The organism is Nostoc sp. DSM 114167 (genome assembly GCF_052692655.1).
The window spans coordinates 429,010-443,001 of sequence record NZ_CP195116.1; the positions used below are offsets into that span (position 1 = coordinate 429,010).

General features: G+C 39.4%; 9 protein-coding genes and 1 pseudogene. 3 read left to right on the plus strand and 7 right to left on the minus strand.

Translation table 11 applies throughout. The features are described 5' to 3' along the window. Nucleotides 1-3 precede the first annotated feature (3 nt). The 7 genes and pseudogenes from NSTC731_RS01850 to NSTC731_RS01880 form a co-directional block, all read right to left on the minus strand. The gene (locus tag NSTC731_RS01850; RefSeq protein WP_445629366.1) at nucleotides 4-894 is read right to left on the minus strand and encodes an Npun_R2821/Npun_R2822 family protein; all 891 of its coding nucleotides are present in this window, start codon (nucleotides 892-894) and stop codon (nucleotides 4-6) included. 3 nt (nucleotides 895-897) lie between these two features. Continuing rightward, the gene (locus NSTC731_RS01855) at nucleotides 898-1,878 is read right to left on the minus strand and encodes an Npun_R2821/Npun_R2822 family protein (RefSeq protein ID WP_445629367.1); all 981 of its coding nucleotides are present in this window, start codon (nucleotides 1,876-1,878) and stop codon (nucleotides 898-900) included. Between the two features lie 3 nt (nucleotides 1,879-1,881). Then, a complete protein-coding gene (locus NSTC731_RS01860; RefSeq protein ID WP_445629368.1) occupies nucleotides 1,882-2,841 on the minus strand; it encodes a glycosyltransferase family 10 domain-containing protein in 960 nt (319 codons plus the stop codon). A gap of 43 nt (nucleotides 2,842-2,884) precedes the next feature. After that, nucleotides 2,885-4,102 carry a glycosyltransferase family 4 protein gene (locus tag NSTC731_RS01865; protein ID WP_445629369.1) on the minus strand — a complete coding sequence of 406 codons (1,218 nt, stop codon included), beginning with the start codon at nucleotides 4,100-4,102 and terminating at the stop codon, nucleotides 2,885-2,887. 68 nt (nucleotides 4,103-4,170) lie between these two features. Next, nucleotides 4,171-6,412: pseudogene (locus NSTC731_RS01870) on the minus strand (ATP-binding cassette domain-containing protein). A 41-nt stretch (nucleotides 6,413-6,453) separates the two neighbouring features. Further along, nucleotides 6,454-7,617 carry a glycosyltransferase family 4 protein gene (locus NSTC731_RS01875; protein ID WP_445629370.1) on the minus strand — a complete coding sequence of 388 codons (1,164 nt, stop codon included), beginning with the start codon at nucleotides 7,615-7,617 and terminating at the stop codon, nucleotides 6,454-6,456. 121 nt (nucleotides 7,618-7,738) lie between these two features. Further along, entirely contained in the window at nucleotides 7,739-9,103 is a 1,365-nt protein-coding gene (locus tag NSTC731_RS01880) for a glycosyltransferase (protein WP_445629371.1), read from the minus strand. Nucleotides 9,104-9,522: 419 nt separating this feature from the next. Between NSTC731_RS01880 and gloB the strand changes: the two genes are divergently transcribed. The 3 genes from gloB to dnaB all read left to right on the plus strand — a co-directional run bounded on the left by gloB (nucleotide 9,523) and on the right by dnaB (nucleotide 13,927). Beyond that, nucleotides 9,523-10,296 carry a hydroxyacylglutathione hydrolase gene (gloB, locus tag NSTC731_RS01885; RefSeq protein ID WP_445629372.1) on the plus strand — a complete coding sequence of 258 codons (774 nt, stop codon included), beginning with the start codon at nucleotides 9,523-9,525 and terminating at the stop codon, nucleotides 10,294-10,296. Nucleotides 10,297-10,713: 417 nt separating this feature from the next. After that, entirely contained in the window at nucleotides 10,714-11,172 is a 459-nt protein-coding gene (gene rplI, locus NSTC731_RS01890) for a 50S ribosomal protein L9 (RefSeq protein ID WP_322694429.1), read from the plus strand. Between the two features lie 157 nt (nucleotides 11,173-11,329). Continuing rightward, the gene (dnaB, locus tag NSTC731_RS01895) at nucleotides 11,330-13,927 is read left to right on the plus strand and encodes a replicative DNA helicase (RefSeq protein WP_445629373.1); all 2,598 of its coding nucleotides are present in this window, start codon (nucleotides 11,330-11,332) and stop codon (nucleotides 13,925-13,927) included. Nucleotides 13,928-13,992 lie beyond the last annotated feature (65 nt).

Sequence of the window (13,992 nt, forward strand, 5' to 3'; positions counted from 1 at the left end):
ATATTAAGTACGCGCAGAAACAAAGGGAAATAAACGGCGAGTCAGTTTGGGAATAAAGGCAAATTTACCCTCATGCAGATAACGATAGTGTTCCCACAATTGCCAATAGGGACTACCAGTTTTCATCCGCGTACCAGCCCAGTGGAGATATTTGAGTCGTTGTCCTCGGTCATACAAGGCATAATCTTGCTGTTGGAAATTTCGCGAACCGGCCCAACTACCAGGTCCTCCCCCAGGAATTTTAACGAGATTTCCACGTTTAGAAATTAGTTTGAGAACAAGATAATTTAGAATTGGTTGGTCTGTAACTCCTTGAGAAAAATCGAAATATTCGCGATGTGCGGCACACTCGCGCAAAGCTTCATCCATTTGTTGTTCGGTAATAACTCCTTTTCTCGAAGCCCAAAAACCGCTGTTGAAAACATCTTGAAGTTGGGCATCGGAAAAAATTTGCTGCTCTTTCACAAATGGGGAAAAAATATTTCGCAGCTTTTCATTAGCATGATGGTAATCACAGCAGAAGAAATCGACTTCTGAAAGTTTGTCTAAATTGTCGGCAATTTTTTCAAAAACGACAATATCCGTATCAATATAAATAAATTCATCTAAAGGACCAAACCACGCCACCAATTTACGCATTTTGTTCGGTAAGGCAAGGAAATCTCGGTCAAAAATTTCGCCGATGCGTTTGGTAAAACTATCAATAAGTTCTAAGTCTGGAAAAATTTGGACGTTGTGTAAGGTAGCAAGCTGTTCTGCTACCTTGTGATAATTGTCATTAAAAGGTATGAGATAAATGGTAACTTCTGGATCATAGTAACGAATGCTATTAAGGAGAGCAATAGCATTATCGATAACGCGGTCATTAGCAACTATATAAATACCCCTACTCATAAATTATCCTTGTTTAATTAACTTAAATTTTTGCAAAGCTCTGGTAAGTAAATTTGGTGCTTGAGTGTCATTATAATTTTTAGGAGGACTGGTAAATACTGGACGCTTTTCTGGTTCGTGTAAGTAACGATAATAGAGAAATAACTCTCGATAGGGAAACTGAATATTTTCTCCCGCACAGACTGCTTGATTGATATTAGGAGGAATCCCAATGTAATGGAGATAAGTTAGTTGATTCCCGCGATCGTAAAGAATATGTTCTCGTTCTTCAAAGTGTTTGGAGCTAGCAGAACATCCTGTTTTTTCATTATCTGGCAATTGGCGAGCAAAGTTATAAATAGAAAGATTAGACCTCATTACCATGTAGTTGATTAATGGTTGTTCGCCAGCACCACCATACAAAATTTCTGACTCGCCATTTTGTAAATGTGATATTAGCCAATCTCTTTTTTCTGAGTCAAATAGCCCTTGTTTTGCGCCATAAAAGCCTGAGCAAAATATTTCGGAATCAATGCGTTTTTGCTCAAAAACTTTTAGTAATTTGGGAGAATTAACATTATATATTTTACTAACGTCTGTAAATTGAAAATCGTAGACTACAAAATCATAACTATCTAGCTTTTCAAACACTGCTGCAAGTGACTTCATTACCAAGGTGTCTGCATCTAAATAGATAAACTTCTCAAATGGGCCATCAAAAGCGCAGAAACGACGATGAGCGCCATAAAGACGGGATTTACTCCGATTCAATCGTTCTGGGGCTGCTGCGAGCATAAATTGATCCCAGCGATCGATCGATTCTTGGTCATCGTAAAGAAATACATTTGGGCGTTTCGCTATTTCATCAGCAATTCGTTGTGTCCGGTCGTCAAAAGGATAGATACAAACAGGAGTTTCGGGGCCTAAGATAACATCAATACTGTTGAGCAAAGCCACCAGTTGATCGAAAACATAATCATTGCCAAGGGTACAAATACCATTCATAATTTATGAGTGTTGATCGACAAAGTTTGATAACCAGTTAAGCAGGTTTAATTTGTGTAAAATGATTTGACGTGCTTCTGCGATCGCATCTTTGGCAGCATACCAAGCATCAGGTGTAGCTGTCACTTCTTGGATGTAGGCAATGCCTTTTTCATCTAAACTGGGCAACCGCAAAAAACTACCCGGCGGCAATAACTTATCAGCAGCCGGGCCACCATAGTAAATTGGTAAACACCAAGCAAGTAAACTATCCCAAAGTTTCTCACTCACATACCAATTATTATCAGCATAATTTTCAATTGCCAGATTGTAATAGTATGGTGCCATGCCATACCATTTGTTACCTAGTTCTCCCGAACTATTCGCCCATTCTGGTAAGTTACGCCCATATAAATCAAATTTCATGCCACTAGATTGCAAAGATTGTAAAAAATCTAAACGCTGGCGATGATTGGCTGTGCGGCTAATTCCCGAAGTAATCCAACTACATGGGGCAACTTTTGGAGGCGGTGGCATTTCATTTAAATCTTGAAATGAATTTGAGTGATACCAAATAGCAGGCATATAGTCAGGAATGGGAGCAAAATCATCGGGTCCAGAAACGTAGCCACAATACTTCTGGGCTTCTTGATAATTATGATTAGTTATTTTTAGAACTTCATCTAAAGGCGGTTCTCTAAGCAAATAAATAATTCGCTCTTTGTTAACGCCACGCAGTAGAGATTCAATATTTACTACTGGTTTTTGCTGCTGTTTGCGAAAACTATCTAACCAAGATTTTTGTGGCGGTGCTTGGGGAAAGTCAAATTGATATAGCAACATAAAGTCTGGCTTTTCTGCCATTTTCAACATTTGGATATTCTTCCAAACACCAAAGTAGTGCGGAGTTTGTTGCCATAACCAATCTTTATTTTTAGCAAGGCCTGAATAGCTGCTAATCATGCCAACAGTTTTTATAGTCATAAATCGTATTTATTCGGTTATTTTTCAGTTAATTTTTGTACCGTTACCTTAAAATTGGTGGACGCCGCTCTTCTTCTACGTAGCTTAATATTTTGGTAATTCTATTCTCCCAAGAAAATTGCTGGGCAAAATCTATACTAGCTGCATAACCCTCTAATTTTCTGGGATAAGTTTCTAAAGTATGTTGAATAGATTGGGCAAGTTTATGCGGGTTATCTGGTGTACACCAACTGGCAATCAAAGGTGATGTTTTGAATTCCATTAAAGGTGGAATCTCAGTTGCAACGATAGGAGTGCCAGCAGCCATGTACTGAAAAAACTTAACTGGATTCGTGAAATCTGCTGATTTTCCAGCGCAGTGAGGATGAACCAAAATATCAGCTGCTTGAAACAAGCTGACTAATCGTTCTCGTGGAAGTATCCAGCCTAAGAATTTAACGTTTTCGACATTTTTATCTCTGGCTATTTGTTGATATGCTTGTACTTGTGCTTCTGTTCCTCCGGTGATGATAAACTGAATTTCTGGTAATTCTTTGGCGGAATCAATTAAGAGATCGACTCCTTTAAAAGGATACAAAGCGCCTGAATAGACAACTAAATGTTTACGTCCATTTATAAGCAATTCTTGCCGCCACTTTTCGGCTGATTCGGGCTGTCTGATTGAAAATGATTGATTGAATCCGTTATGTAGCCAAACTACTTTTTCCGGTGGCATTCCATTTTCTATTAAGCTTTGCCGGATGGGTTCTGACTGAGTTATGGCTATTTGAAAATAGGGACTGTGGACAATTTCTTGCTCAAATTTTCGGTCTTGAAAGTAGTGACGTTCATAAATTGTCGGAACTTTACTTTTGACTGCGGCTTTGACAAAGTTCCAATCTCGCGTATGGACAACTTTTGTATAAGGTAGAATATGAACTGGTAAATAATATTTAGTTACGACTGTACTAGAGTTAGTAAATTTACCACCGATTTTATCGATAGGCCAAGGCATTGGCAATGCTGCAATTTTGAGCTTTTCTTGCACATCGTAAAATTCGATAAATTCTTTTCCGGGTCTTTTGGGCTTATAAGGATAAATTAACGATAGTAGATTAATAGAAGAATTTTTTTTATCTGGATAAATTAAAACTGAGGAGTAGCCTAAGTTAGCTGCGGCGTTGGCACAAAGAACATCATGAATTTCGTGTGCTGTGTCTGGCTTGAATGATAGCTCTCCGGTGTAAAAAATATATTGATTTTTCTTGGAAGAATTTACCATTTTTTTTAGGGATGATAAGTTTTTTAAGATTGTGGTGTAAGTACTTTTGTTCCTGACATTAACTAAAATTAAATTTGATTTTCAAAAAGTTTTAAGACATCTAATAGGTAAATAGCAGATTGATAAGATTCTGTAATTAATAGATTTTGTTTTTGGGGTTCGGATTCTAATTTATCGGCTAGCAAGCGTAGAGAGCTAATTATAGGATAGAGACACTTGCGAAACTCATCCGAGATATGACTAAAGTTTTGATATTGGTTATGTTCATCTTGATTTTGGTCTATATCTGACGATGACTGCCAGTTAATTTTCAGGTTAACTACATCGCTGAAGAGATCGATGGCGTTGAGAACTCTTAAAGCTGAGTTGTATGATTGGTCAATTAATTCCTGGCGTTCTTGAGAATTGTCTACTAGATCGTCAACTAATAGTCCGAGGAAACCAATCATTGAATTAAGCCTTGTACGCAGTTCGTGAGAAACGCGATTAAAGCTAGGATTAGTTTTGGTGGAAACTTCAGCCCGATCGGCAAATTGCATTGAATATAAGCGTGAGTAGTAACCCCCTTTTTGTAAAAGTGCTTCATGGGTTCCTACTTCTACCACCTGTCCTCGATCTAATACGGCAATTTGATCGGCTTTTTGGACTGTGGAAAGGCGGTGAGCAATTACCAGGGTTGTCCGATTCGCGACTTAAGTCGTCGAGTGCAGCTTGTACTAAACGTTCGGAAACGGTATCTAAAGCGCTGGTGGCTTCATCTAAAATCAAAATTTCTGGATTTTGCAGCAGGGCCCGAGCGATCGCTAATCTTTGCCTTTGTCCACCAGACAACATCACACCGCGATCGCCAATTTGACTGTCGAATCCTTGAGGTAATTTATTAATAAATTCATAAGCATTTGCTCGTTTGGCTGCTGAGATAATTTCATCTTCTGTAGCTTCCGGTCTTCCATAAGCAATGTTATTTCGCACCGAGTCATTAAATAGAAATGTATCTTGACTGACAATTCCCATGTGTGTTCTGAGAGATTTGATATCAAAATCACGCAGGTCTGTGCCATCGATAGAGATACTGCCAGATGTCGGATCGTAAAATCTGGGTAAGAGGTCAGCCAAGGTTGACTTACCTGCACCAGAACCACCTACCAAAGCGAGAGTTGTCGCACGGGGTAAAAATAAATTTACATCTTTGAGTACTAACTTTTCATGACTAGGGTAGGCAAAGGAAAGTGAATTAAAACCTATTCCTTTTTTTAATTCTGTGTAGATTACATTACCGTTTTTCATAAACGGCTTGCGATCGCGACTTAAAAACTCACTCACTATTTCTACGCTACTAGCACTATTGGCAAAGCTACTACGAAGACTATTTAACTGAGAGACTAAAGGTAGCAGTCGCAGTAATACTAATAAATATGTCAGTAGTACCGTTGAAATGAAAGAAACCTGGTTGGCAAAAAAAGTTTTACTTAAGAATACAATTAGAAGTAAAGCTACTACTCCCATTACCTCACTTATCGGCCCGATCGCTTGTGAGTTTACCTGAGATTGAAAATCTGCTTTTTCGCGATCGCGGATTAATTTGGTAATCTTTTGATATTCTCTGTCTTCATTAGCGGTTGACTTTACCAAACGAATTCCATTCAATGTTTCTAAAACACTGATGGAATAAGATGTAGACATTTCTGATAGTTGTTGACCAAATTTTTTCGCTCTACTAATTGTGTATTGATTGATTAATGTTATAAAACCCAACAAAACTGTGGCTGCAATTGTTAGCTGCCAAGAAATTGCTAATAATAAACCAACAAAAACTAAAATCGTAATTATTAAAATAATTAAATTGATAATACTCCCGATAGCGCTAGAAGTACGGGCAGTTTCCGAACCAAGGCGATTAATAATATCGCCTACTTTCGTTTTTGAATAATAGTCTATATCAATATCTAGCAATAACTCTAAGCTAGCTTCACGAATATCGGCATTTAATCTCCGAGTGAAAACACTCGATGTTAAAATACTAAAATAACTAGATAAGTTTTTTAATAAAATTATAAATATAATTGTTCCAGCCATTCCCAAATTCCGATAATTTTCGGGAAGATTATCAAATGGAAACATCACAGCTTTCAGAATCGGAGGAAAACCAGTTAAATCTACTGGTTGTCCGACAATTCTCAAAATTACTGGCACAATCAAAGTTACACCGACACCATTAAATAAAGCACCAGAAAATCCCAACAGCATTGTTAGGATAATTAAACCTGGATAGGGTTTGGCGAATCTTAGTATTAGTTTTCTGGTAGACATTGGGTATTTTTATGCCAATTTAACTTAATTATTAATATTATTCACAACTGAGCAATTACTGACTTGAGCGTAGAAGCCATAGCCTCTATGCTATAGTGTTCCACACATCTTTTTCTTGCCTCGATCCCTTTCTGGTTTGCTGACTCTAAATCCTGAAAAATCAATTGAATTTGTTCAGCAATTTGCTCAGGACAACCAGGCTCGACTAAATAACCAGTATCACCTAAAAGTTGGGGAATATCTCCAACACGCGTTGATAATACAGGTTTAGCCATTGCCATCCCATCTGTCAACTTCAAGGGAAATTGAGCGCGAGTTTCTGGAGTATCTCGCTGGGGAACAACTACAATGTGAGCAGCTGCTACCAAGTCAGGCATAACGTCGGCTGGATACTTGGGTAATTTGATAATCCAACGTCCCCACTTTTGTTGAAGTTGTTTATCATAATCATCATAAGGACTACCACCTACAATTACTAGTCTCAAGTCTGGTTGATTAAGTTTATCGAGCGCGATGAGAACATCTTCTAAACCTTTATAAGGTCTTGGCGCACCCGGAAACATTAAAATCCGATATTCAGATAAACCATAACGATCCCTACTGGATTCAGGATCGTATTGAGTGGGATCGAATAAGGAAATATCTTTACCATTCGGAACAAATGTACCACCAAAACGCTGCTGCAAAAATTTAGTATGCACTGTCACAGCGTCAGCGTGACTTACCAAACCTTCCATCCATTTCACATATAAAGTATGATGAGGATTTTTGAGTGCGCCTTGTGGTTTCAATAAGTCCCTAGCTAATTCTTTGGGTGTAGGATGATAATGCCAGTTATCACCGCCATGCCAACTGAGTTCCCAATCATCTATGTCTAAAATTAATGGCTTTCTAGTGAATATTTTCCTTAATAGTCCAACTCCAAAACTTGCTATTTGGGGTTTGATAGCATAAATTATATCGCCATTGATTTTTGGTAAAAATTTTTGGATTTCTCCAAAAAACTCTGGAAAGTCTTTGCCTGGTAAGTTATAAACGTTGAATTCTGATGGTAATTTTAAATAGAAGTTATTTCCAAATAAAAACCCCATAATTTCAACTTCGTATCCTAACTGATTGAGAGCTTTTCCTATCAAGTATGCACGCAGAATCGCTGCACTTGATAAATCTGAAACCAACAAGGATATTTTAGAAAATTTTCTCACTATTTTTATACTTTTTTTATTTAATTTTTCCAGTATTTGTCAGATGTTGCTAAATCTGCGAATATTAATTTAATTTGTTTTGTAGGAATCGGAGCAACTAAAGAAATTAGTTGTCAATCCATCAAGATACAAAATTTTTCTGAGGAATTTTTAATATTTCATGGTAAAGTTCTAACATCTCTAAGGCAACAGTATCCATTGTACGTACTGGCTGAATACCTTGACGTAATTTAGCTAGTAAATCGCCGTCTTTGGCTAAAGTTGCGATCGCTTCTGCCCATGCTTGGACATCTTTGGCTGGAACTAACCAACCATCGATGCCGTGACGGACTAACTCAGCAATCCCTCCTAAATTTGAGCCTAGTACGGGAACGCCCATAGCTTGGGCTTCTAAAGCAACTATGGGGCCAGTTTCTAACCATTGCGACGGTATTGCTAGTATATCGAAACCTGCTAATGCCTCTGGTACTGCTTCGCGTGAAAGTGGTTCCGCAATCCGAATTCGGCGATCGCGAGATGCGATCGCCATAACTTTTTCACGATTGGCAGCACCGTATTTTCCCGGATGAGTAGCATGAAGAATTAACTCTACAGGTACATCATTCGGTAGACTATGTACTGCTTCTACTAAAACTTGTACCCCTTTAGTTTCTTGCCAGCGACCCAAAAAGCCGATTTTTAATGTGGAGTTTTGTGGTTTGTTTGGTGTTACTTCACGTTTAAAAGTGCTAGCAACACCTTGCCGAGAGACAGTAAGTTTTTCGGGAGGAACGTTGTTTGCAACAAAAGCATTGTATTGCCAATTACTCGTTACAACAATGCGATCGGCTAGTTTTGCTAGTTGCATCAAATTGCGTCTATGTTGAGACACAAGAGTAGGAATACCAAGAGTTTTACCAAGCAGGCGTAGCTTGAAATTTTTAGAGGTAAGTAATTTTGTTTCTGCCGCTATGCCAACATCCAAGGGAACTTGACTAAAAGCCTTAAGCATCCAAGGTGGTGCTTGCTTTGCTACTCCCAAACATTGACTACAATTAACAGAGTCAATCACCCCATTGCAAGGTTCTTCACCCCAGCGCATCATCGTACCACGCAGACATATAGGCTCAGGTATGTGGACAGTAACTACAGTAGCCATCCCTAACTGGCGGGCGAGAGCAAGATGATGTAAACCACAGTCAAATCGCCATGAATGTTGATGGTAGACATCGGCTCGATTGTTTTCTAACCAATTAGCAAAATTTTTAAAGCCGCCGTGGGGTAGCTGCTTGTGTACCTCTATCTTGCTGGGGTTGGGAAAAACAGGATAACGATAAACTAAGATGCCATTGTATTCGTAGGTATCTTCTTCTGTACCTTGTTTAGGAGCAGCAACAATACTTTCTAGTCCATGTACTTGTAAGCCATGCAGTAGTGAATCTAAGTATACTTCAGCACCGGCTGATGTATCAGGAAAATACCAGCTAGTTGTATGGATTAGCTTCATTTATGAACCTGCAAAGAAAAAATTGGAAAGCTCATCTTTTTTTACCATGATTGATTGCTATATTTGTCGTTATTAACATCTATCTTTTATAAAGAATCCAAAGTGAATCTATAAGATTCCGTATTAATAATTAGTATGTACAAATAAAAAAAATTGATAGCTGATTTTGTGTTTTTGAGTAAAAAAGACAATTTAGGACAAAAAGAACAGAATAAATCTAACTTAGCTTTTACACTTCCTCCCAGAGAAATTTTACTGATATGGTCAGATCGTAATTTATAGTTACTTAGTGTATTTTAAGTATTATTACGGGTGTATACTATCATAGTATTCATGAGCTTTCTCAACCTTTTCTCACTGAGATATTTAAGATTGCTGATAAATTCCAAAGTATTTACTTCAAAGGGAGATATTAAGTAATGCAAGTAATCAGGCTTGAGGCACTCTCGGATAACTACATATTTTTGCTGGTGGATCGCCAGAAACAAATTGCTGCGGTTGTCGATCCAGCAGAGGCTGAACCAGTGCTAAAGCAACTTGCACAGTTAAAAGCTGAGTTGGTAGCGATTTTCAACACACACCACCACAATGACCATGTAGGTGGCAATCAGCAATTAATACAACACTTCCCGCAAGTAACAGTCTACGGTGGCGTCGAAGATCGCGGGCGAATTCCGGGACAGCAGGTATTTTTGCAACAAGGCGATCGCGTTCAGTTTGCAGATCGCACAGCTGAAGTTATTTTTGTTCCCGGACATACCCGCGCTCACATCGCTTACTACTTTCCCCCCGAAAAAGCTGGTGAGACAGGCGATTTATTTTGCGGCGATACCTTATTTTCTGGCGGTTGCGGTCGCTTGTTTGAAGGAACACCAACCCAAATGGTAGACTCTTTAAGCAAACTGCGCTCTTTACCAGATGATACGCGTATCTGGTGTGCCCACGAATACACTTTAGGAAATTTGCAATTTGCCCTAACTGTGGATGGCGACAATGCCGACTTGCAAAAACGCTTCAATGAAGTGAAAACTTACCGTAGTCGAGGAGAAGCTACCATACCCTCGCTGCTGGGAATGGAGAAGCGAACCAATCCCTTTTTACGTTGGGATCAACCATCATTACAATCAACCGTTAAAGGTAGTGATGGAGTGCAAACCTTTGCGCGGATAAGGGAAATGAAAAATAACTTTTAGATATTGGGCATTGGGCATTGGGCATTGGGCATTGGGCATTGGGCATTGGGAATGGGCTAATAATCAATAGTTTTTCTTCCCCTGCCCCCTGCTCCCTGCCCCCTGCTCCCTGCCTTCTGCTCCCCTGCTCCCCTGCTCCTCTGCTCCCCAACCCCCATTCCTCCAACTTTCTAGCGCTAATAGTTGCGATCGCACCCTTCCTTTCGCTAGGATCTGTAAGCTTTAGGGTATGGGCAAAGCTACTTGGGACAATATACTCATTTCAGGAGTTCTAAGTTCTGAAAAAACACTCGTTATTTAGGACTGTTTACTCAGCACTGGCTCAAGGCCCTGCTACAGCTAACAGCACTGTTTTAGTGAGCTATGCTGCTCAAACCCACCCAAATTAATCATATTTTACCGGAAAAACGAAAAACGATGGCGAAACGCGTGCAGTTAGTTTTAAATCAGGATATCAGCAAGCTGGGAAAATCTGGCGACTTAGTGGAAGTAGCTCCTGGCTACGCTCGTAACTATCTGATTCCCCAGAAATTGGCAACCAATGCCACTCCTGGTATTCTCAAGCAAGTAGAACGCCGTCGCGAGCAAGAGCGTCAACGGCAATTAGAACTCAGACAACAAGCTCTTGAACAAAAAGAATCTTTAGAAAAAATTGGCAGCTTGACAATTGCTAAACAAGTTGGTGAAAACGAAGCAATTTTCGGTACTATCACCACCCAAGATGTTGTAGATGCAATTAAGGCAGCCACCGGTCAAGAAATCGATCGGCGTGGCATTACTATTCCCGATATTAACCACCTTGGTACTTATCAAGCCGAAATCAAGCTGCATTCGGAAGTAGCGGCGCAAGTCGATATTCAAGTAGTCGCTAGCTAACTCAGGAGAGGGATAAAGGGACGCAAAGATGAGGAGGATGAAGATGAGGGAGCAAGGGAAGTAAAAGTGAATAATAACTCCTAACTCCTAACTCCCAACTCCTAACTCCCAACTCCCATACTCTCGACTAGCTTTTATCTCAAAACTAAAATCGTTTATGGCTGAAGAATTAAGTTTTCAAGGGCTAGGTAGCGATCGCATCCCACCACAAAATATTGAGGCGGAAGAAGCGATTTTAGGGGGTATTTTGCTAGATCCAGAAGCGATTAGTCGAGTTAGCGATCGCCTCCTTCCCGAAGCTTTTTACATTAGCGCCCATAAAGATATTTATCAAGCAGCTGTGAGGCTCCACACCCAAGGTAAACCCACAGATTTGCTCTCAGTCACAAGTTGGCTGACTGACCATGATTTGCTTACTCGCATAGGCGGCAGAAATAAACTTGCAACTCTGGTAGACCGTACAGTTTCAGCAGTTAACATCGATGCCCTCGCAGGGTTGGTGATGGAAAAATACCTGCGGCGACAGTTAATTAAAGCTGGCAATGAAATTGTACATCTTGGTTATGAAACAGAAACCGAGTTACCAATTGTTTTAGATCAGGCAGAACAGAAAGTATTCGGCGTTACTCAAGAACGTCCCCAATCGGGTTTAGTTCATATCTCTGATACTCTAATTAATAATTTCCAGGATATTGAGGATCGAAATCAAGGCATTGCTTTACCTGGGATTCCCTGCGGATTTTACGATTTAGATGCCATGACCAGTGGCTTTCAGCGCTCTGATTTGATTATTGTCGCGGGTCGCCCATCAATGGGGAAATGCTTGCATGAAAATGCGGAAATACTTTTGAGTGACGGAAGTATCTCAACTATTAAAGAAATATACTATCGTCGGCAAGCTGAGTTAATAACTTTAGGAAATGATTGGAAGTTTCATTTAACTCAAGCTTCAGCCTTTGTTAATGACGGCATTAAACCAGTTTTTAGTGTTACTACTCGCTTAGGACGATATATTGAAAGTACTATCACCCATCCTTATTTAACCCTCAATGGATGGCGACAACTTTCAGAATTAAGAGTAGGCGATAAAATTGCTGTAGCTCGTAAACTTAATGTATTTGGTACAGAAACTATCCGCGAGTGTGAAGTTAAATTATTGGCATATTTCATAGGTGATGGGTGCTTAACAGACTCAACACCAGAATTTACTAATATTAACTCTCGCATCCAAAATGATTTCACATACGCTGTTACCAGCTTTTCACCCAAGTTGAAAGTTAGGATAGAAATTAGGAGTGAACGCACCCCAATACTCTATGCAACTATGTCTCAAGGGCAAAAGAATCCTTTAACAACATGGTTGGAAAACATAGGGCTATGGGGCAAAAAAGCTGATGCCAAAATCATTCCGCAAGTTATTTTTAAATTGGAGCGATCGCAAGTTTCCTTATTCCTCAATCGTTTGTTTGCAACCGATGGATGGGCTACATTACTTACAAGCGGTCAATCGCAGTTAGGCTACTGTACTGTCAGCGAAAAATTAGCTAGACAAATACAACATTTGTTGTTGCGATTTGGAATTATTGCCAGTCTAAAAAAACGCTCTGTGAAATATAAAGACACTCGCAGACCAGCTTGGCAATTAGATATTACTGATGCCCAGAGCATCAAAAATTTTATCTCAGAAATTGGTATTTTTGGCAAAGAAGAGGCATTAACTAAGGTCGCAGATGCAATAGCTAAAAAGAGATATCAAACAAATCGTGACCTCATTCCAATAGAAATTTGGGAACAGATAACAACAGCTAAAGGTAATGAACCTTGGACTCTTTTAGCTCAACGTGCCGGAATTCAAGGGTATTCAAATATCCATGTTGGTAAACGTGCTTTAACACGAGAAAGGCTTTGGATATTAGCAAGTACTTTAGAAAATTTGCCACTTCAACAGTTAGCAACAAGTGATGTGTACTGGGATGAAATAGTTTCCATTGAATCGATGGGATGCAAACAAGTTTATGACTTAACAATCCCAGAAACACACAATTTTGTTGCTAATGATATCTGTGTACACAATACAGCATTTTGCTTAAACCTTGCTCATAATATCGCCGCTTCTTATAAATTACCAGTTGCTTTTTTCAGCTTGGAAATGTCTAAAGAGCAACTTACGCAACGTTTATTAGCTAGTGAAGCGCAAATTGAAAGTAGTTATCTGCGAACTGGTCGCCTGAGTCAAACACAGTGGGAACCTTTAAGCCGTGCTATTGGTATCCTTTCTGAGATGCCAATTTATATTGACGACACGCCGAATATTACAGTTACACAAATGCGTAGTCAATCAAGAAGACTGCAAGCAGAAGTTGGCACAGAATTAGGATTAATTGTAATAGATTACCTGCAATTGATGGAAGGAGCAGGTGATAATCGCGTACAAGAATTATCAAAAATTACGCGACAACTCAAAGGTTTAGCGCGGGAATTATCTGTACCAGTAATTGCTTTATCTCAGTTGAGTCGAGGGGTAGAAGCGCGTACTAACAAGCGTCCAATGTTATCTGATTTGAGAGAAAGTGGAAGTATTGAACAAGATGCGGATTTAGTAATCATGTTGTATCGCGATGAATATTACTCTCCAGATACTCCCGATCGCGGCATTGCAGAAGTAATTATAGCTAAACATCGCAACGGGCCTACAGGTACTGCGAAACTTTTGTTTAATCCACAATTTACCAAGTTTCAAAATTTAAAAATTTAGCTATTGAATTGGGGACTGGGAACTGGGGAGTAGAAGATTAAAAGTTAAATTCTTTACTTATCCCA

Coding starts and splice junctions, on each gene's coding strand:
- NSTC731_RS01850 (WP_445629366.1), bottom strand. CDS start 894: ATGAGTAGGGGTATTTATATAGTTGCTAATGACCGCGTTATCGATAAT.
- NSTC731_RS01855 (WP_445629367.1), bottom strand. CDS start 1,878: ATGAATGGTATTTGTACCCTTGGCAATGATTATGTTTTCGATCAACTG.
- NSTC731_RS01860 (WP_445629368.1), bottom strand. CDS start 2,841: ATGACTATAAAAACTGTTGGCATGATTAGCAGCTATTCAGGCCTTGCT.
- NSTC731_RS01865 (WP_445629369.1), bottom strand. CDS start 4,102: ATGGTAAATTCTTCCAAGAAAAATCAATATATTTTTTACACCGGAGAG.
- NSTC731_RS01880 (WP_445629371.1), bottom strand. CDS start 9,103: ATGAAGCTAATCCATACAACTAGCTGGTATTTTCCTGATACATCAGCC.
- gloB (WP_445629372.1), top strand. CDS start 9,523: ATGCAAGTAATCAGGCTTGAGGCACTCTCGGATAACTACATATTTTTG.
- rplI (WP_322694429.1), top strand. CDS start 10,714: ATGGCGAAACGCGTGCAGTTAGTTTTAAATCAGGATATCAGCAAGCTG.
- dnaB (WP_445629373.1), top strand. CDS start 11,330: ATGGCTGAAGAATTAAGTTTTCAAGGGCTAGGTAGCGATCGCATCCCA.